This is a genomic window from Streptosporangium amethystogenes (genome assembly GCF_000721075.1).
GTDB classification, from domain to species: Bacteria; Actinomycetota; Actinomycetes; order Streptosporangiales; family Streptosporangiaceae; genus Streptosporangium; species Streptosporangium amethystogenes.
Map to the genome: position 1 here is coordinate 1 of NZ_JOEQ01000034.1, position 19,006 is coordinate 19,006.

Genomic DNA, 19,006 nt, shown 5'->3' on the forward strand with positions numbered 1-19,006 from the left:
CAGGCCCGCTTTTTCGTGTCAAACCGGCTCGTTTTGAATCGATTGACTTGATCTTGCAGGTCTTGCTGGAATTTGGCGGCTCCGTTTCCAGAGCAACCCTTCTAACGTACTCGACCGTCTGATTCATGTCGAATCAGACCCCTTTGGAGATAAATATCCCCTTGGAGTGAAGATCGTTAGAGAGGCTCCCGAGGCCTCGGCGCCGCCGCCGTCTCCCTCGGGTCTGGTGAACTGTACGAACCTCGTCCCGCATCGTCAAATCGACCATGCCCCCGGAGAAGCCCGATCGCCCGGAAGATCGATGGATCGCACACTCAACCGGTGCTGACTCTCGAGCCACGGCGCCGCCGAAGGGGCTCGGTGGCAGGCGACGTCAGCGGGAGAGCGTGGCCGACATCGTCGCCACGATGACGCTGACCAGTCCCTCGACGACTTCGGCCCGGTCCACCTCGGGATGCTCCAGCCACCAGTCACCGGTGGCCTGAACCATACCGACGAAGGCGTGACCCAATACCTGGGCGCGAACCGGATCGGGCACCGCCATCTCGGCGGCGATCACTGTGCCGAGTTCCTCACCGAGGCTGCGCACGATCGCGGTCATCTGGGAGTGGGTCCGGCTGTCCTCCGCACCGGCCCGGTAGAAGAGGAACCGGTAGAGGCTCAGGTTGGCCGCGATCATCTCCAGGTAGGCGTCGATCGTCGCTCGGGCGCGACTGCGCAGGTCGGCCTTGGCCCGGTCGAACTCCGGCCGTAGCAGCCCGACCACGGTGCGGACATGCCGGTTCGCCAGGGCCTGGTAGAGCCCGCTCTTGTCGCCGAAGTGCCGGTAGAGGATGGGCTTGGTGACCCCCGCCTCGGCGGCGATCGACGCCATGGACGCCTCGGGTCCCTCACGCCGGATCACCCGGTCCGCGGCGTCGAGCAACGCTCGACGCCGATCCGGATCCCGTCCGCCCACCGATGCTCCCCTCACACGGAGAGGAACAGCATAGGCCGGGAGCTCCAGCCGAAAGCACCATGAACGCGAACAACGGCTCCGGTGGGGTAGAGGACGTGACCTCACTTCGCGAAGGACGGGCGGGACTGAGTCACCGGCGGTCCAGGACCGCCGTGATCCGTACGACGGTCTGTCAGATGGTGAGCTGAATGTCCGACGTGTGCGCTTTAACGAAAGTGGCTTCGGGAAAGGTGAACGACAGGGAATGCGGGACGGGCGGGGGCTCTCAGCATGTCGGGGAAGAACGCGAGGACGCGGCGAGCACGGATGGCCGTCAGGCGGGCGGCGTTCGGGCTGCTGCGGGCGCTCAACGCGAGGCGGGCGAGACGCGCTCCGGCGCCCGACACGGGAACCGTCCGGATCCTGCTGCAGCACGCGTACGGAATGGGCGGCACCATCAGGACCGTGCTCAACCTGGCGGGTCACCTGGCACGCGAGCGCGATGTGGAGATCGTCAGCGTGGTCCGGACGGCCAGGGAGCCGTTCTTTCCCATCCCACCGGGTGTGCGGGTGTCGTTCCTGGACGACAGGACCCGGCGGCGAGGCCCGGTGGGGTGGCTGCTGTCGCGCCTGCCGAGCATGCTGATCCCGAGGCAGGAGAACGTCTACCGGGCGGTCTCACTGCTGACGGACCTGCGCATGGTCCGCTACCTGCGATCCATGCGCACCGGCGTGCTGATCTCCACCCGGCCGGGATTCAACCTGGTCACCGCCCTGTTCGCGCCACCGGGCGTCATCACCATCGGCCAGGAGCACGTGGCACTCGACGTGCACTCCCCCGAGGTCGTCCGGCTCATCAAGCGGCGCTACGGCAGGCTGGACACCTTCGTCACGTTGACGCGGGTGGACCTGGAGCACTACCGCAGGGTTCTGCAGACGCCGCCCGGACGGCTGCTGCGCATCCCGAACGCCGTGACCGCGCTGTCCGGTGACGTCTCGAAGCTGGACGAGAAAGTCGTGGTCGCCATCGGCAGGATGGTGCACGCCAAGGGCTTCGACCTGCTGGTGAAGGCGTGGAAGCCCGTCGCCGCGGCGCACCCCGACTGGGTGTTGCGCCTCTACGGGCGCGGCAGGCCCGAGGCCGAACGGAAACTCCGCGCCAGGATCGAGGAGGCCGGGCTGTCGGACACGATGCTGCTCATGGGCAGCTCGTCGGAGATCGGCATGGAGCTGGCCAAGTCATCGATCTACGCCGTCAGCTCGCGCTACGAGGGATTCAGCATGACGATCCTGGAGGCGATGAGCAAGGGCGTGCCGGTGGTGAGCTTCGACTGCCCGCACGGCCCCGGGGAGATCATCGTGCACGAGCACAACGGGCTGCTCGTTCCGCCGAAGAGGCCCGCGGCGCTCGCCGAGGCGCTCTGCCGGCTGATCGAGGACCGGGAGCTGCGTGGCAGGCTCGGCGGCAACGCGGCGCTGACGGCGGCCGACTACAGCCTCGACGCCATCGGGGCCCGCTGGGACGCGCTTCTGGCGGAGCTCGGTGACGGACATCCCGGCGACCGGAAGCGGCGCCGGCCGGTATAACGCGTGGTTCGTGGGTGAAACTCCGGTAATCTGCCGCTCGTCTTCAGGAGGTGGCAGGTGGCCGGAGCGGGTGCCGTCGCCGTACCGGGCTACGAGGTGTCCGGGGTGCTCGGCCAGGGTGGTTTCGGGATCGTCTACCGGGCCAGGCAGTTGGCGGTGGAGCGTGAGGTCGCGCTCAAGGTGGACAACCGGGTGCTGGTCTCGGAACGGGATCGGCGCCGTTTCATGCGCGAGGTGACCTCGGCGGGCGCTCTCTCCGGCCATCCGCACGTCGCCCATGTCTACGACGCCGGGGTCCTGCCCGATGGGCGGCCGTACATGGTCCTGGAGCTGTGCCCTGGCGGGTCGCTGCTGGACCGGATGCGTGCGGAGGGGCGGCTGCCGGCGGCCGAGGTCACCGACATCGGCATCAAAATCGCCGGCGCGCTGTCGGCGGCGCACGCCGCCGGAGTACTGCACCGGGACATCAAACCCGCCAACATCCTGATCAACCGGTACGGCAATGCGGTGCTCTCCGACTTCGGCCTGGCCACCATGTCCTCGTCGGGCGGCGAGGCATCGGTGACCAGGGAGTCCCTCACCCCGGCCTATGCTCCGCCCGAGGCGTTCGAGCTGACCGAACCCGCCCCTGCGGGCGACGTCTACTCTCTCGCCGCCACGCTGTACGCGCTGCTCTCCGGGCGCCCGCCGCGCTTTCCGGAGAGCGGCGTGGTCAACATCGCGGTCATCATGGCCCTGCACCGCCTGCCCGTCCCCGAGATCCCGGGGGTGCCGCCGGAACTGACCGCCGTGCTCAGGGATGCCATGGCCGCCGACCCCGCGCGACGCACCCCCTCGGTGGCCGCGCTGCGCGACGCCCTCGCGGGACTGCGTGCGACGGGAGAGGTTCCGGCCTTCCCCGCTCATACCCCACGGCCCCTCTCCCCTCCCCCCGCTCCGGCTCCATCTCCGCCGTACGCCACAACGCCACCGCCGTACGGCGCGCCGCCGGTCCTGGGCGGGCCCGGCAGGGAGCCGATGCGGTCGCATCTGACGTCTCCGGGGGTGGGCGGTGCCAAACCGCCCGAGCATCCCGCCTCGTCGAACACGCGGGTCTTCGTCGCGGTGGCCGTGGCCTTCGTGATCCTGCTGCTGGCCGGGGCCGGGCTCATGTACATCGAGAATCGCGACCGGACCCCGGCCACCTCGCAGCAGTCGGGCCGCCAGGCGCTCCGGGACGGCACGGTGCCGACACTCTCTTCGCCCCTTTAGTCAGGGCGGGTGCGGCCTGGCATTCTTGACGTGAAGAATTGGATGAAGCGAAATGTGAACGCTCGCTTCAGGATCTGCGTACGTCACAAGCGGTGATGGCCCACGGACCGGATTCGCTCGTGCTTTCGAGAAACCCACTACGTGGCATCCTGTCGTGTTTTCTTTCCCGGTCATGAGGACCGAGGTCTCCGAGTTGGAGGTATGTGATGACCCAGGCACAGATCGGTGTGACAGGGCTGGCCGTCATGGGGGCGAACCTCGCCCGTAACCTGGCGAGGCACGGGCATTCGGTAGCGGTGCACAACAGGTCACACCACAGGACCAAGGCACTGGTCGAGGAGCACGGGGACGAGGGGACCTTCGTCCCCTGCGAGACTCCCGAGGAGTTCGTCGCGGCACTGGAGCGCCCTCGGCGCATCCTGATCATGGTCAAGGCCGGGGCGGCGACCGACGCGGTGATCGAGGAGTTCGCTCCCCTGCTGGAGCCGGGCGACATGCTGGTGGACGGCGGGAACGCGCACTTCCTCGACACGCGCAGACGCGAGGCCGCGCTGCGCGAGCGCGGCCTGCACTTCGTCGGCGCGGGGGTCTCCGGCGGGGAGGAGGGCGCGTTGCTCGGGCCGAGCATCATGCCCGGTGGCTCGAAGGAGTCGTACGAGGCGCTGGGCCCGCTGCTGGAGGACATCGCGGCGAAGGTCGACGGCGTGCCCTGCTGCGCGCACATCGGTCCCGACGGTGCCGGGCACTTCGTGAAGATGGTGCACAACGGCATCGAGTACGCCGACATGCAGCTCATCGCCGAGGCGTACGACCTGCTCAGGCAGGGGCTCGGCCGGACCCCGGCGGAGCTCGCGGACATCTTCGCGGAGTGGAACTCAGGCGAGTTGTCCTCGTACCTGATCGAGATCACCGCCGAGGTGCTCCGCCAGGTCGACGCGGCCACCGGCAGGCCGCTCGTCGACGTGATCGCCGACCGGGCGGAGCAGAAGGGCACCGGCCGGTGGACCGTGCAGATCGCCCTGGACCTGGGGGTTCCGGTGAGCGGCATCGCCGAGGCGGTGTTCGCCCGCTCCCTGTCCGGCCACGCCGACCTGCGCGCGGCCGCGCGCGGCCTGCCGGGTCCTTCGGGCGTACCGGCCGGCGCCGTCGGCGAGGACTTCGCCGAGGATGTGCGTCGGGCACTGTACGCCTCGAAGATCGTCGCCTACTCCCAGGGGTTCGACATGATCAGGGCGGGCAGCGCCGAGTACGGCTGGAACGTCGACCCCGGCGTGCTGGCCACGATCTGGCGGGGCGGCTGCATCATCCGCGCCGTCTTCCTGAACCGCATCCGCGAGGCGTACGCGGCGCCGGACAAGCCGGTCACCCTGCTCGCCGCCCCCTATTTCGCCGAGGCGCTGAGCCTGGCGCAGGACTCGTGGCGGCGAGTGGTGGCGAAGGCCGCCGAACTGGGCATTCCGGCGCCGGGCTTCTCCACCGCGCTGGCCTACTACGACGGGCTGCGGGCCGAGCGCCTGCCCGCGGCCCTGATCCAGGGTCAGCGTGACTTCTTCGGTGCGCACACCTACCAGCGGGTGGACCGCGAGGGCTCCTTCCACACCCTGTGGTCGGGCGACCGCACGGAGATCGGAAGCTGACATCCTCGGTGGGCGGCGGAAGGTCCCGCCGCCCTTCCCGCGGCCGGCCGTTCAGCTACGAGCCGCTGCGGTGCCGTGGACCGTGCGGGTCCGGGCAGTGCTGACGCGGTACGGCCTGCGCCGGGTCGGTCTCCTGGCCACCGGGATCCACCTGGAGGGTGGTGTGGTCGATGGCGAAGCGGTCCTTGAGCAGTTCCGCCAGCGAGACGCGCACCCGGTGGCAGTCGGAGCCGGGCTCGACGAGCACATGGGCCGACAAGGTCGGATAACCGCTGGTCACCGCCCAGACGTGTAGATCATGGACCTCCACCACAGCCGGCTGCCGAGCGAGGAGCGAACCGATCTCGTCCGGGTCCAGGTGACCGGGTGCCGCCTGGAGCAGGACCCGCCCGGACTCGCACAGCAGGTCGTAGCCCGCCTTGGCCATGAGGGCGGCGACGACAAGCGCGGCGATCGCGTCGGCCTGCCGGAAGCCGGTCAGCCACACCACCAGGCCGGCGATCGCGGTGGCGATGAAGGCGTACATGTCGTTGAGGATGTGCTGGTAGGCACCCTCGACATTGAGGCTCTCCCGGTTGGCCTTGGACAGCAGCCAGGTCGCCAGCGCGTTGACCGCCACGCCGATCAGAGCCGTGACGAACACGAGGGGGCCGATGACCTCCGACGGTTCGAGCAGGCGGTGCACGCCCTCGTAGGCGAAGTAGGCCACCAGCAGCAGCAGTGTGGCGCCGTTGATCTGCGCGGAGATGATCTCGGCGCGCTTCCAGCCGAAGGTGTAGGCCCCCCTCGCGGGACGGGCGGCGATGCGCATCGCGGTCAGGGCCAGCACGATCGCACTGGCGTCGGTCAGCATGTGGGCCGCGTCGGAGATCAACGCCAGCGAGTTCGCGACCAGGCCGACGACCACCTCGCCCGCCATGAACGTGACGATGAGACCGAGCGCTCCCAGCAGGTAGCGCCGATCGGACTCGGGGCTGACCGCGTGCCCGTGGCCGTGCCCGTGGCCATGCCCGTGGTGATCATGTTTGGCAGGCACGGCTCACCTTCCGGACGAGCCGCTCTCTGCTGGCTGTGGCACGCCTCTCATCCGGTTCGAGGGACCCCCGGGGGTCCAGACCGAAGAGCACCCTCATCGACAAAACTCCTGAATAGGTATTCATATATTGAACATCACCGTAATGGGGAGCCCGTTGACCACTTGAGTGATGATTTCCTCCTAGGTTGATGGGATGTAAGCCGTACTGAGTCACCGGACCGCTCTGACGATCGGTCCGGTGACGGTCGTCAGAGTCCGGCGGGGTCGTACGGAGCCGGGGTCTGGTACCAGTGGATGACGTCGTAGAAGTTGCCGATGGTGCCGTTCACCAGCTGCCCGGGAGCCTCCGCCAGCCCGGTCGCCAGAGCGAAGCGCTGCTGCCTCGCACCGACGATCACGAACTGGTAGGTGCTGGCCTCCGCGATCCGGTCGAACTTGGAGAAGCGGATCAGCTGGCTGTGGCTGTGCTCCTCGTAGAAGGACTCACGCAGGGTCGGGGGGACGCTGATCACGCTGCCGCCCGGAGTGGTGACCAGGATCTGGGGAAGGAGGGCGTTGGGGATCGTGTTCTCCGGGGCGAGGTCGGGCATGATGCCCTCGAAGTACACACGCTGCCCGGCGGTGAAGGTGAGCTTGAACGAACGCGTGTCCAGCGGCTTGTTCATCCAGCCGTAGAAGGCGAACGACACCCCTCCGTCAACGACCCGTGGGGCGTTGCCGGGGGTGTTGGCCTTGGTCAGGATCACCGTGTGGTGAGCCCAGGCCGGCAAGGCGACGGTCATCGCCAGGAAGGTGGTCGCGATCACGGTGAACAACCGCCGCAATCGGTGGGGATTCCGACATAGCATGGGTGTGCCCTTTCTAGTGGGGGGTTTGGGCCGCGGGGAAGAAGGCAGCTTCCCCGCGGCCACGCTCTAGGTGGACGCCCGGCCCGCGGTGTGCGGGACTGTCGGCTGGTCGAGGTCGTCGACCTGGCGGGCGTACAGGCGCGAGTAGGCGCCCTTCGCGGCGAGTAGTTCCTGGTGGGTCCCCTGCTCCACGAGCCGGCCGCGATCCATCACGAGGATCCGGTCGGCGTCGGTCACCGTGGAGAGTCGGTGCGCGACGACCAGGAGGGTCCGCCCCTCGGCGAGGTCGTCGATCTGCCGCTGGATCTCGGCCTCGGTGTGCACGTCGAGCTGGGAGGTTGCCTCGTCCAGGACGAGGATCGGGGCGTCCTTCAGCAGCGCCCGGGCGATCGACAGCCGCTGCCGCTGACCGCCGGACAGGCGTTCGCCCATCTCTCCGACGACGCTCTCGTAGCCCTCGGGCATCGCCAGGATCGTGTCGTGCAGCGCCGCCCTGCGACAGGCCGCCTCCAGTTCCTGCTGGGTGGCCTCGGGCAGGGCGATGCGCAGGTTCGCAGCGACCGTGTCGTTGAACAGATACGTGCGCTGGCCGACGACGGCGACGAGGTCGCGCAGTTCCTCCAGGCTCAGGCGGTCGATCGGGACGTCCCCGACGCGGACCGACCCCGAGGCCGGATCCCAGAAACGCAGCAGGAGCGAGATCAACGTGGACTTGCCGGAACCCGAGGTGCCCACGACCGCGTACCGCTTACCGGCCGGGACGGTGAACGAGACCTCGTTGACCGCGGGAGGGGTCAGGCCGGGCACAGCTGCCGGGTAGCCGAACGTCACGCCCTCGAAGGCGATCGACGGCTCGACCGGCACGGCGACGGGGACGGGCGGGTCGGCGACCACCGGGGGCTGGTCGGTGACCTCCCAGATCCGCCGGGCGCTGGCGAACGCCTGCTCCAGGTCGGCGATGAACTCCTCGACGCCGAGAACCGGCCCGAAGGTCGCCAGGCTGATCGCGACCACGATCGCGACGTCCTGCCAGGAGAGCCCCTGTGCGGCTCCGGCGAACAGCACCGCGATGACTCCGGCGGCCACCAGCAGTTCGTTCAGCCCGCGCCGTACCGAGATCATCGCGCCCAGCCGTCCGATGGCGCCCGCCCCCACCGAACCGAGCCCGGCGAGCTCGTCGAGCCTGCGGGGGCCGTACCCGAAGGCCAGCACCTCGCGGACGCCCTGAACACCGTCGGTCACGTGCTGGGAGACGTCGCCTCGGGCCCGCCGCAGGTCGGTGGCCGCGGTGGCGGCCGCCCGGTGACTCATCCAGGGGACGACGACACCCACGGCGATCAGGAACGGCGCCAGTACCATGGCGACGACGGGGCTGAAGCCCACGCCCAGCACCGACAGCGAGACGAGCGGGACGATCGTCGCGGCCAGTGACGGAGCGATGGTGTGGGCGTAGAACACCTCAATGCGGTCGATGTCCTTCATGACGCGGGCGAGCAGGTCACCGGTGCGGCGCCCCTCGATTCCCGCGGGGGCCTGCGGCTCGATCCGCGTGTAGAAGTCGTCGCGCAGCATGGCCAGCAGCTTGAACGCGACGAAGTGCCCGAAGTACTGCTCGACGTAGCGGAACAGACCCTTGGCGAACGCGATGACGACCATCGTGACGGCCACGGGCGTGATCGCCCCGGTGTCTCCGGAGGCGACGCGGGTGACGCCCCAGGCTCCGACGGCGTACAGGGCGATGTTGAGGCACATCTGCAGCACCCGGAAGGTCACCGACGTGGCGAGCGGGGGCCAGAGCGGGCGGCCGAAGTCGAGCAGGCGCCGGCTGATCCGGGCGCGGGTCATCTCCTCGGTGGTCATGAACTGGCCTCCGCCTCTGTGCGCTGCACGGCGCGGGCGTAGTGCCCGGTACCCGACAGCAGTTCGTCATGGGTTCCGTACTCGGTGACCCGGCCGTCCTCCAGGACCACGATCTGGTCGGCGTCTCGTACGGTGGACAGGCGGTGCGCGATCACGAGAACGGTGCGGCCGACGGAGAGCCGGTCCAGCGCGGCGAGGATCGCCGCCTCGGACTCCAGGTCGACGTTCGAGGTGGGCTCGTCCAGGATCAGGACGGGCGCGTCCTTGAGAACGGCCCGTGCGATCGCGACCCGCTGTGCCTGGCCGCCCGACAGCATCAGGCCGCGCTCGCCGGTCGGAGTGTCCAGACCCTCCGGCAGGGAGCGGACGAACTCGTCGAGGTTGGCGACGCTCAGCGCCTCCCAGAGCCGGTCGTCGTCGGCGTCGGGGGCGGCGACCCTGAGGTTGTCGCGCAGTGTGCCGGTGAACAGGTAGGTGGTCTGGGCGACGACGGTGATCTGCTCGCGCACCCAGTCGCCGGGCACCTGGGTGACGTTGTGACCGCCGATGCCGACGACGCCCTCGCCCGCGGCGATGTTGCGCTGGAGCAGGGCCGCGACGGTGGACTTTCCGGACCCGGACGGACCGACCAGGGCGAGTTTCTCACCCGGCGCGATCGTGAAGCTCACGTCGCGGAGCACCGGGGAGTCCGGATTGTAGGCGAAGCTCACGCCGCGGAACTCGACCTGCGCGGGGGCGTCGGCGGGGGCCGCCGTCACGGGATCGGGTATCGACGGCCGCTCGGCCAAAAGTCGCCTGATCTCCTTGGCCGCGGCGCTGCCGCCCATCCCGATGTAGAAGAACTGGCCGACCTTGTCCAGCGGCTCGACGAGCAGGGTGGCGAGCAGGACCAGGGCGACCGCCTCGCCGATGCCGATCGCGCCCTCCTCCAGCCGGACCATCGCCAGCACCGTGGCCGCGGTGATCATCCCCAGGGAGAACACCGTGTCGATCACGAACAGGATGACCTGGTTCCCGGCCAGCAACCGCATGATCGCCTGACGGAGATCCTCCGACGCCTTCGCCAGGGTCCTGCCGTGTGCGGTGCCCTGGTTGAAGAGCTTGAGCGTCGACAGTCCCTGTAGGGCGTCCAGGAAGCGGGAGGCCAGCCGGTTGGCGGTGTCCCGGTAGCCCGCGCTGACCTTGGCGAAGCCCCGTTCGAAGACGCCGACCGTGAGCGGGATCGCCGGTACGGCGATGGCGAGGATGAGCGCCGTCCACGGATCGACGAACAGCGCGATCGCGGCGAGGACCAGGACCGGCACCGTCATCGAGGCCAGGATCGGGCCGAGGAAGGTCGCGTAGTAGGTGGCGACCAGCTCGACCGCCTCGGTGGCGGTGGAGACCAGCTGGCCGGTCTGCTCACGTGAGCGCAGCGGCGCGCCCAGCCGGAGCAGGTGGCGGTAGATCCGCTCCCGCAGATGCACCTCCAGGAAACCACCGGCTCGGATGGTGACGGCCGGGATCAGCGCCGCGAACAGGGCTCGCAGCACGGCGGCCGCCACCAGGCCGATGATCAGCCCGCTACTCGGCGTTCGTCCTGCCGCGATCTCTCCGATCGCCGCGCCCACGAGCAGGAGAAGCGCCGTGGTGGCGAGCGCCTGCAACCAGGTGCCGAGTACGGACCACAGCACACGACCCCGGATCGCGCCCATCAGCGACTCCGGTTTCGGCGGCACGGGCGAGGCACCCTGCTCCGCCGACAGCGCATCCATCTATGCACCCTCCAACTCTTGTTTCCCCTAAGGGAACGATGTTTCACTATGAAGTCACCCGAACAGCCGCCCGGCCAACAGCCCCGGACAGCCACAGGCCCCCGAATCTTGTTTCCCCTATGGGGACGATGTTTCACTATCAAGTCATCTGAACAGATGCTCAGTCAATAGTTTTGAGCAAGTATGGAGGTCTCGCCATGGACCAAACGGTTTCCCGGCCCCCCGAAATCGAGATGACCGTCTATGCGGGCCGCCCGCCGCTACGGGTCCGGTTGAACCGCGCGGCCCCCCTCGGCTGGTGGCCGGCCGCCGTCATAGCGCTGGTCTCACTTGTCGACAAGGTCGAGTTCTACCTGGTCGCGGGCGCGCTACCACTGATCCAGGCGGAGTTCGGATTCAGTGACACCTGGGGCGGCGCGATCTCGACGGCCTCCCTCGTGGCCAGTACGATCTTGCTGCTGCCCGCCGGTTATCTGGCGGACACCGGACGGCGCACCGGCCTCATGGCGGCCGTTGTGGGGTCGTGGGCCCTGCTCACCCTGGGCTCCGGGCTCGCCCCGACGTTCGCCCTCTTCTTCGGCATGCGCGTCCTGCTCGGCGGTGCCAGCCAGCTCTACAGCCCGCCGGCGGCCAGCCTGATCGCCGACTACTATCCGCCCGGCTCGCGCGCCCGGGCCTACGGATTCGAGCGCATGGCCTACTTCGCCGGCACCCCCATCGGCGTCGTCGTGGGCGGTGCCGTCGGGCAGGCGTATGGCTGGCGCAACATGTTCTTCTTCGTCGTCATCCCCGGCGTGCTGATAGCCGCCCTCTGCCTGACGCTGCGGGAGCCGATCCGCGGGATCGGTGACCGCATCGGCAAGGCCCAGAACGCTTCCGGCGTTCCGGGACCGGACGCCGGCGCGGCGGCAGACGAGGTGACGGGCGCGGCGACGGCGGAAGCCGCCGAGAAGCCGCGGCTTCGCGAGGTGATCCCGCAGATGCGGTACGTGCTCACGATCCGGCCGGTACGCCTCGTCTTCATCGGTCTGGGGCTGCTCTTCTTCGGCATCAGCGGAATCATGTGGTGGCTGCCCACCTTCATGCAGCGCTTCAACGGCCTGGAGGTCGGAGCGGCCGCGGGCATCGCCGGAGGCTCCGGCCTGCTCGGCATCGTCATCGGCACCCTGCTCGGCAGCCGGTACGGCGACAGGTGGCAGGGCCGCTACCGGGCCTGGCGTATCACGCTCAGCGGTGGCAGCCTGCTCGCCGGCACGCTGTGCTTCGCAGCCGCGATCGGCGTGCCGTTCCTCGGGGCGCGCATCGCGATGTTCGCACTCACCAACGCCTTCTTCGGCGCGGCGATCGCCAACCTGACCGCAGGCCTGGCCGATCTGCTACCGGCGGAACGGCGCGGCGTCGGCTTCGCCGTACTCCAGTTCACCCTTGCCCTCAGCGGAGCGCTCGGACCGCTCCTGGTGGGTGCGGTGTCCGACGTGTTCGGCTCGCTGCTCTACGCCTTCACCGCCCTGCTGGTGCCCGCAGCGATCAGTGGCCTGGTCGTGCTGCGGGCGCGCTCCAGCTACGACACGGGAGCCGTCCGGACATGAGCGAGTGCTCGCCCGGCCCGGGTCAGCCGCCACACCGCCACCGCGAAGGCCGCCCAGACGCAGGTGTTGAGCGACTCCTCAAACCACTGCAGGGTGATGGTCTGCTCCGGCTGCCCGGCGAGCATTCCCATGCTGTAGCTACCGAGGATGTTGAACCCCAGCAGGGCCATCGCCACGCTGTCAGCCGACTTCTGGGCCAGCAGGATCAGTCGCACGGCCAGGAGCGTCGACGATGCCGTGGTCACGACGAGCAGCGGCCAGGTCGCTCCGACTCCGGCCGCGGCGACGACTCCGATCAGGGCGAAGGCCACGAACGCCCACAGCGGAGCGACCCTCCTGCCCGCATCGCCGGGACGGACGCTCAGCAGCGCCCAGGCGAGGAGGGTGAAGCCCGGCCCGAGCAGGAAGAACTGCGCCTTGGCCATCCAGACGACGTCGGGGCCGCCCAGCGCCACGATGGTCTTCCACGTGGCCTTGAGGGCGCCGCCGATCACGATGGACAGTCCTCCGAGCAGTGCGACACGCATCACCTTCGGCCCGGCGACGGCACCGACCCCGGGAACGAGCAGGGTGATACCGGTCGCCATGGCGAGAACCGGCAAGAAGTCCACAAGCGCCAAAGAGAGGGGGTATTCCACGGCACTACCATCCGATTCCCTATAGGAAACACTGTTTCCAAGGTAGGAACACGTGGAGACACCTGTCAATGACGGAACCGAGCCGCGGACCTGCTCCACACCCATCGGCAGCGGCTCTCTCGCGCGGGCGTGCTGATCCTCGGCCCCAACCGGGCGTTCCTGGGCTCCATCGCGGCCGTGCTCCCGGCGCTGGGCGAGGTCGACGTCGAGCAGACGACCGTGGAGGAACTGCCGACGGGCGAGCCGCTCAGGGGGTCCGACGGTGAGGAGGCCACGGCCGTCAAGCACGACGTCCGCATGGCGGAGGTGCTGCGCCGAGCGCTGTAGCGGCGGGTGACGACCCCGGCCAGCAGTCGGCCATCCTGTGGGCCAGGCCGCCGCGCTCGTTCAGGAGCGCCAGGTGGCCGGTGGCCGACGCCGTACTTCTCGACGAGGTCTCGGGCCTGCTGGAGCGCCCTCGCGGTTACGGTCAGGTCGTCGTCGACGAGGCGCAGGACCTCTCACCGATGCAGTGCCCGACGCGGCCCTCGGCGAGCTGGTGACGGCGCTGAGGGCCGGGGGCCGAGGTCGCCACGCTCGACGACATCGCCCCCGCGGCCCGCGTCACCACCGTCCCCGCGGCGACGGCCAAGGGTCTCGAATACGACCACGTGGTGGTGGCCGAGCCCACCGAGATCGCCGAAGCCGAGACCCGAGGACTCAACCGGCTCCACGTCGTGCCGACCCGGGCCGTCTCGCGACTGGACGTACCGCACACCCGCCCGCTACCCGCCTGGCTCGCGCCACCGGCCGGCGTTCAGGGCGGCCGTGACGATCGCGTCGTGCGCCTCGACGGTCTCCCGTACCGACTCGGGAGTCGCGTCCAGGGCGTGCGCCACGATGGCGTGGACGTCCCAGAACGCGGCGGCGAGCTGGGTGACCAGCTCGTTGCCCAGCGGTTCCTTGACCTCCTCCCCACGGCTGAAGCCGGGGGGACTCCAACCCTCACGGGTCGGGTTTCCTGCTTCGTCGAGCCGTGCCCTCGCCGCTTTCGCGGGTCGGGTCTCACCGGCCCTCCACAGGCGTTTCACCTCTCCGCCAGCCCGGCGGCGAGAATGTTCTTCGCGGCGTTCACATCCCGGTCATGGACGGCGCCGCAGGCGCACTCCCACTCCCGGACACCCAGTGGCATGGACTGAGCGATGGTGCCACACGTCGAGCAGAGCTTCGAGGAGGGAAACCACCGGTCCACGACCAGCAACTCCCGCCCGTACCACTGCGCTTTGTACTCCAGCATGGTCCGCATCTCCCGCCAGGAGGCGTCGGAGACGGCGCGGGCCAGGCTGTGGTTCTTCACCAGGTTGCGTACGGTGAGGTCCTCGATCGCGACCGTTTGGTTCTCGCGGACGATCGAGGTGGTGAGCTTGTGCAGGAAGTTCCGGCGCCGGTCGGCGATGCGGGCGTAAACACGGGCGACTTTGAGTTTCGCCTTCCGCCGGTTGGCCGAACCCTTCTCCTTGCGGGCCAGCGCCCGCTGGGCGCGGGCCAGCTTGCGCCGGTCGGCGCGCTCATGACGCGGGTTGACGACCTTGCCGTCCGCATCGGTCATTCCCCGGATGGGGCGGGAGAGCGTGACCAGCGCGGTGATCCCGGCGTCGATGCCGACCGCCTCGCCGGTCGGGTTCAGGGGGCGAATCGTGTCCTGGCACAGGATCGAGACGAACCATCGGCCCGCCGCGTCCTTGCTCACGGTCACCGTGGACGGCTCCGCGCCCTCGGGAAGAGGACGCGACCACACGATGTTCAGCGGGCCGTCCATCTTCGCCAAGGTGAGCCGGCCGCCCTGGTAGGTGAACGCGGAGCGGGTGTACTCAGCCGAGGCCCGGGACTTCTTGCGGGACTTGAACGCCGGGTACCTGGCGCGCTTGGCGAAGAAGTTCGCAAACGCCGCCTGCAGGTGGCGCAGCGCCTGCTGGAGCGGCACCGCCGACACCTCGTTCAAGAACGCCAGCTCGTCGGTGCGCTTCCACGCTGTCAGCGCCGCCGAGGACTCCACGTAGGAGACGCTGCGCCCTTCAAGGGTGTAGGCGCGATGGCGTTCCTCCAGTGTCCTGTTGTAGACCAGGCGCACGCAGCCGAACGTCCGGGCAAGCTCTTCGGCCTGCTCGGGGGTCGGGTAAAAACGGAATTTGAAGGCCCGCTTCAGGGTCTGCGCCATGCCTCACATCCTGCACGCCCGGCTGGAGCTCGCGCAGGTGTTCGACTCCCCAACCTGTGGCCCCAGGCCGCGTTTCCTCCCCACGCCTGAAGGCGGGGGTCTCCACGCTGGAGGTATCTGATGAAGGCCTCGCCGCGGGCCGCGCGTTCGGCCATTTGGGTGGCGAGGCCGAGCAGTTCGGCGTGGAGGGTATCGTCGAAGGCGGCGACGATCGAGCCGACCAGCCCCTGCTCTATCGTCTCGCGGACCTCGGCCAGCTCGGAGAGCACCCGGAAGTCGTCGGACCGGCTGAGCAGCCCCCGGAAGATCAGACTCTCGACGAGTGCGGCGAGGGACAGCCGCCCGACGTAGGTGCCGTGCCCGTGTCGCATCTCGACGATGTCGAGCGCGCTGAGGGTTTTGATCGCCTCCCGCACGCTGGAGCGACTGGCCCCCACGGCGGCGCACAGCTCCGCCTCGGCGGGCAGCGGGTCGCCGCGGCGGTCCTGACCGAGGGGGCGACCGCGCTCGGCTCGGCCGTCGGAGGTCTCATCAACGTCATCGACCCGGAGGTCGTCGTGATCACAGGAGGCGTCACCGGGTGCGGGGCGCCGTGGTGGGAGGCGCTGCGGGAGGCGGTTCACGCCGAGACGCTGCCCGTGCTGCGTGGCGTCCCGGTCGAGCCGGCCTCGCTCGGTGGTGACGCCGCCCTGCTCGGCGCCGCCCGGATGGCACTGGAGGTGGCGGCGTGAACCCGCTCCTCGCCGCGCTCCGCGGCCGTCTTGTGGTGTCCTGCCAGGCCTATCCCGGCGAGCCGATGCGGGACCCCGACACGATGCGCCGGGTGGCCGAGGCCGTGGCGGCCGGAGGGGCCGCGGGCATCCGCGCCCAGGGGCTGGAGGATCTGCGCCGGATCCGGGCCGCGCTCGACCTGCCGCTCATCGGCCTGTGGAAGGACGGCGACGGCGACGTCTTCATCACACCGACCCTTGAGCACGCCCTTGAGGTCGCCGCGGCCGGCGCCGACATCGTGGCCCTCGACGGCACCGGCCGTCCTCGGCCCGACGGCCGCACGCTCACGGAGACCGTCCGGACGGTTCGGGAACGCAGCGGACGACTGGTCATGGCCGACGTCTCGACGTACGACGAGGGCGTCGCCGCCGCCGAGGCGGGCGCCGACATCGTGGGGACGACGCTCTCCGGCTACACGCCGTACTCGCGTCGCGGCCCCGGACCGGACCTCGACCTGGTCGCCCTGCTCTCCCTCGACCTGCCGGTCCCGGTGATCGCGGAGGGCCGCGTCCACACCACCGGGCAGGCCGCAGAGGCCCTCCGCCTGGGGGCGCACGCGGTCGTGGTCGGCACCGCCATCACGCATTCGACCAGCATCGCTCGCTGGTTCGCGGCCGCCCTCGAAGACGCCCTGCCGCCGGACTGAGCGGAGGCGGCCCCGGCCGGGACGCCGGCCGGCAGCGGCTCGGCGGTCTCCGGTGGGTGGTCGTCCTTCTTCTCCTGCGACTCCCGGTTCAGGGATGCGGCTCCGGAGCAGTGGGACGCGCGACACCTGTCAGGTTCTCCAGGTCCAGCAATGAGTTACGTATCAAATGCCCTTTTCATCCCGTTATGTCAATGCGACGGCCGCTTTTAATACTGGAATTCACTGGAATTGAAGGGAGACCAGTGGAACTCCTGTTACGCTCCGGGCCGTGAGTGATTCACTGGACGCGCTGGAACGGCGAATAGCCGGCCTCCGCGCCGAGGTGCGACGGGCGGTCAAGGCGAAGGAGAACTCGCTCGCCCGATCGCTGCGCGGGGAGTTGCGCAGAGCCGAACAGGCCTGGGACGCGGCGATAAGCTCCGAGGCGCCGACGCCCGCGCGCGAGCCCGAGACCTCGCTGCTGCCCATCAGGGAGCAGGTGCACCAGGCGCTGGCCATGCTGGGCGTGCCGACCTCGGCCAAGCTCATCGTGGCGGTGAACGACGCGTTCTTCTCCCGCGAGCTCCGCGGCTCACAGCTGACCAGCCTGCGCCGAGACGAGGAGCGCTCGTTCCGCGGCGACCCCTACGCCAGGCCGTACTACCTGTGCGCCGCGCTGACCGACCGCCTCTCCCCCGCCCGGGGGCTGCTCGCCGACAGTACCTGGCCGGCCGAGTCACGGGTGCTGGGACCACTGAGCCCGCGCGTCGACTTCCTCACCTCGACCATGCGCATCGCCGAGCACCTGGCGCGGCTGGCCGAGCCGCCGGCGGGGGCGGTGCGGCTGCTGTCGCGGATGGCGCAGAACATCCCGGGCGCCGTCGAGGGCTTCGCCCCGGCCGACCCCGCGACCGCGATCCGCGCGGCGCGGGCCGAGCTGGAGGTGCATCGGGCCACCGACGCCGCGCAGCGGGCCGAGGTGGCGGCGCGGGCGACGAGGCAACTACCGGACGCCGAGCGCCTGTTCGGCGTCACCGCGATGAACACCTTGAGGGGGGCCTGTTGAAGACCAGGCTGGACGGGGGAACCCGCGCATGAACAGCCTTCGGGAGAGGGCCTTCCTGAACAGGCTTGACGAGCTGCGCGGGACGATGCCTGCCCGCCCGCACGACGCGCGGGCCATCGCGGCGCTGGCCGCCAACCCCGGCTGCGCGCGCCGGGCGGTGATGGACGCCGCGGGCGTGGACAAGGACCGCGCGGCCCGGCACGTCGGTTTCCCCGCTCCGTTCGGCCAGTCCCAGTTCGCGATCACCCGCGGGAACGTCTTCGAGTCGCTGGTCAAGGAGAACGGCTGCGCCGAGCTGCTGCGGCTGCTGCGCGAGCTGCTCGGCCTGTCCGTCGCCCAGGTCGGCTACCGGGACGTGGAGAGCGTCGGCTCCCACCTGCGCCACTCGCACACCCGGGCGCTGATCGACCGCGCGGCGCGCGAGGACGACGGGACCGCGGTGTTCTACGACCACCCGCTGTTCAGCCTGGAGATCGCCGGTCACACCTCCTACCTCGAACCGGACGTGGTGGCCTTCCAGATCGGCGGGCGGTTCCACATCGTGGAGATCAAGTCGTTCGGCATGATCGACGGCCAGGCCGAGCCTGACAAGGTCGCGGCGGCGGCACGGCAGGCGGCGGTCTACGTCCTGGCGTTGCGCACGCTCATGGCCGACCTCGGACACGACCCGGAGCGCGTCTCCCACGACGTGGTGCTCGTCTGCCCGGAGAACTTCGCCAACCGCCCGACCGCGGCACTGGTCGACGTGCGCAAGCAGCTGTCGGTGCTGGGCCGCCAGCTCACCAGGATGACCAGGGTCGAGTACCTGCTGGAGGGCCTGCCGGACGACCTCACCTTCGACCTGGCCCCCGGCGAGGACGGGGTGCCGACCCGTTCGGCGGACGAGCTGACCCAGGCGCTGCTGCAGGTACCCGCCCGCTACGCGCCCGACTGCCTGTCCACCTGCGACATGTGCATGTTCTGCCGTCACGAGGCCCGCGCCTGCGGATCCACCGACCTGCTCGGACGTCAGATCCGCGACCAGCTGGGCGGCGTCTCCGGCATGCACGAGGCGCTCGGCCTGGCCGAGGGCACCCGCGAGGCGGTCGAGGGCCAGGAGGAGATCGCCCGCCTACTCCGGCTGGCGGACCGGCTGCGCGAGGAGTCGCTGCGGTGAGGATCGTCGAGGCCACCGGGCCGGCCGCGCCGGGGGCCGCCGCGGCGAGGGCGG

At 69.7% G+C, this 19,006-nt stretch carries 18 protein-coding genes and 1 pseudogene; 10 read left to right on the forward strand and 9 right to left on the reverse strand.

Going from position 1 to position 19,006, the window contains the following annotated elements:
• Nucleotides 1-373: 373 nt before the first annotated feature.
• Nucleotides 374-958, reverse strand: coding sequence for a TetR/AcrR family transcriptional regulator (locus IG98_RS0134905; protein WP_030922305.1), 585 nt, complete (start codon nucleotides 956-958; stop codon nucleotides 374-376).
• A gap of 306 nt (nucleotides 959-1,264) precedes the next feature.
• Here IG98_RS0134905 and IG98_RS0134910 point away from each other — a divergent pair, with 306 nt between their 5' ends.
• From IG98_RS0134910 to gndA, 3 genes are all read left to right on the forward strand, one after another.
• Complete coding sequence (locus tag IG98_RS0134910) at nucleotides 1,265-2,524, forward strand: glycosyltransferase family 4 protein (RefSeq protein WP_245651848.1); 1,260 nt, start codon at nucleotides 1,265-1,267, stop codon at nucleotides 2,522-2,524.
• A 57-nt stretch (nucleotides 2,525-2,581) separates the two neighbouring features.
• Nucleotides 2,582-3,775, forward strand: coding sequence for a serine/threonine-protein kinase (locus tag IG98_RS0134915; protein WP_051753341.1), 1,194 nt, complete (start codon nucleotides 2,582-2,584; stop codon nucleotides 3,773-3,775).
• A gap of 206 nt (nucleotides 3,776-3,981) precedes the next feature.
• Nucleotides 3,982-5,412, forward strand: coding sequence for an NADP-dependent phosphogluconate dehydrogenase (gndA, locus tag IG98_RS0134920; RefSeq protein WP_030922310.1), 1,431 nt, complete (start codon nucleotides 3,982-3,984; stop codon nucleotides 5,410-5,412).
• Nucleotides 5,413-5,467: 55 nt separating this feature from the next.
• On the opposite strand, the gene IG98_RS0134925 is transcribed toward gndA, so the two are convergent.
• The 4 genes from IG98_RS0134925 to IG98_RS52805 all read right to left on the reverse strand — a co-directional run bounded on the left by IG98_RS0134925 (nucleotide 5,468) and on the right by IG98_RS52805 (nucleotide 10,910).
• Nucleotides 5,468-6,448 carry a cation diffusion facilitator family transporter gene (locus tag IG98_RS0134925; protein ID WP_030922313.1) on the reverse strand — a complete coding sequence of 327 codons (981 nt, stop codon included), beginning with the start codon at nucleotides 6,446-6,448 and terminating at the stop codon, nucleotides 5,468-5,470.
• A gap of 248 nt (nucleotides 6,449-6,696) precedes the next feature.
• On the reverse strand, nucleotides 6,697-7,254 hold the full coding sequence (locus IG98_RS0134930) for a hypothetical protein (RefSeq protein WP_157594695.1): 558 nt from the start codon (nucleotides 7,252-7,254) through the stop codon (nucleotides 6,697-6,699).
• A 108-nt stretch (nucleotides 7,255-7,362) separates the two neighbouring features.
• Entirely contained in the window at nucleotides 7,363-9,156 is a 1,794-nt protein-coding gene (gene cydC / locus IG98_RS0134935; RefSeq protein WP_211264264.1) for a thiol reductant ABC exporter subunit CydC, read from the reverse strand.
• Nucleotides 9,153-10,910 (reverse strand): ABC transporter ATP-binding protein/permease, encoded by a 1,758-nt coding sequence (locus tag IG98_RS52805; RefSeq protein ID WP_051753342.1) that lies wholly within the window; start codon nucleotides 10,908-10,910, stop codon nucleotides 9,153-9,155. Before IG98_RS52805 ends, cydC begins: the two co-directional genes overlap by 4 nt.
• A 197-nt stretch (nucleotides 10,911-11,107) precedes the next feature.
• On the opposite strand from IG98_RS52805, the gene IG98_RS0134945 reads away from it, so the two are divergent.
• Nucleotides 11,108-12,499 (forward strand): MFS transporter, encoded by a 1,392-nt coding sequence (locus IG98_RS0134945; protein ID WP_030922326.1) that lies wholly within the window; start codon nucleotides 11,108-11,110, stop codon nucleotides 12,497-12,499.
• Here IG98_RS0134945 and IG98_RS47660 read toward each other — a convergent pair.
• Entirely contained in the window at nucleotides 12,472-13,086 is a 615-nt protein-coding gene (locus IG98_RS47660; RefSeq protein ID WP_157594696.1) for a hypothetical protein, read from the reverse strand. The genes IG98_RS0134945 and IG98_RS47660 overlap by 28 nt on opposite strands.
• A gap of 180 nt (nucleotides 13,087-13,266) precedes the next feature.
• Between IG98_RS47660 and IG98_RS0134955 the strand changes: the two genes are divergently transcribed.
• On the forward strand, nucleotides 13,267-13,464 hold the full coding sequence (locus IG98_RS0134955; RefSeq protein WP_030922334.1) for a hypothetical protein: 198 nt from the start codon (nucleotides 13,267-13,269) through the stop codon (nucleotides 13,462-13,464).
• Nucleotides 13,465-13,544: 80 nt separating this feature from the next.
• Nucleotides 13,545-13,679 carry a hypothetical protein gene (locus IG98_RS54455; protein ID WP_281178576.1) on the forward strand — a complete coding sequence of 45 codons (135 nt, stop codon included), beginning with the start codon at nucleotides 13,545-13,547 and terminating at the stop codon, nucleotides 13,677-13,679.
• A 222-nt stretch (nucleotides 13,680-13,901) separates the two neighbouring features.
• On the opposite strand, the gene IG98_RS0134965 is transcribed toward IG98_RS54455, so the two are convergent.
• The 3 genes and pseudogenes from IG98_RS0134965 to IG98_RS49410 form a co-directional block, all read right to left on the reverse strand.
• The gene (locus IG98_RS0134965; RefSeq protein ID WP_030922337.1) at nucleotides 13,902-14,207 is read right to left on the reverse strand and encodes a hypothetical protein; all 306 of its coding nucleotides are present in this window, start codon (nucleotides 14,205-14,207) and stop codon (nucleotides 13,902-13,904) included.
• A pseudogene (locus IG98_RS0134970) lies at nucleotides 14,135-15,334 on the reverse strand (RNA-guided endonuclease InsQ/TnpB family protein); the annotation flags it as partial. The gene IG98_RS0134965 and the pseudogene IG98_RS0134970, both read right to left, overlap by 73 nt.
• On the reverse strand, nucleotides 15,319-15,771 hold the full coding sequence (locus IG98_RS49410) for a FadR/GntR family transcriptional regulator (protein WP_245651849.1): 453 nt from the start codon (nucleotides 15,769-15,771) through the stop codon (nucleotides 15,319-15,321). The pseudogene IG98_RS0134970 and the gene IG98_RS49410, both read right to left, overlap by 16 nt.
• Here IG98_RS49410 and IG98_RS51215 point away from each other — a divergent pair.
• The 4 genes from IG98_RS51215 to IG98_RS0134990 all read left to right on the forward strand — a co-directional run bounded on the left by IG98_RS51215 (nucleotide 15,697) and on the right by IG98_RS0134990 (nucleotide 18,952).
• Nucleotides 15,697-16,065: an ROK family protein gene (locus tag IG98_RS51215; protein WP_245651850.1), complete on the forward strand. Its 369-nt coding sequence runs from the start codon at nucleotides 15,697-15,699 to the stop codon at nucleotides 16,063-16,065. The genes IG98_RS49410 and IG98_RS51215 overlap by 75 nt on opposite strands.
• Nucleotides 16,062-16,751 (forward strand): N-acetylmannosamine-6-phosphate 2-epimerase, encoded by a 690-nt coding sequence (locus tag IG98_RS0134980; protein WP_030922347.1) that lies wholly within the window; start codon nucleotides 16,062-16,064, stop codon nucleotides 16,749-16,751. Before IG98_RS51215 ends, IG98_RS0134980 begins: the two co-directional genes overlap by 4 nt.
• A gap of 268 nt (nucleotides 16,752-17,019) precedes the next feature.
• Complete coding sequence (locus IG98_RS0134985) at nucleotides 17,020-17,796, forward strand: hypothetical protein (RefSeq protein WP_030922350.1); 777 nt, start codon at nucleotides 17,020-17,022, stop codon at nucleotides 17,794-17,796.
• A gap of 28 nt (nucleotides 17,797-17,824) precedes the next feature.
• Nucleotides 17,825-18,952 carry a hypothetical protein gene (locus tag IG98_RS0134990; protein ID WP_030922353.1) on the forward strand — a complete coding sequence of 376 codons (1,128 nt, stop codon included), beginning with the start codon at nucleotides 17,825-17,827 and terminating at the stop codon, nucleotides 18,950-18,952.
• The last annotated feature ends 54 nt before the right edge of the window (nucleotides 18,953-19,006 follow it).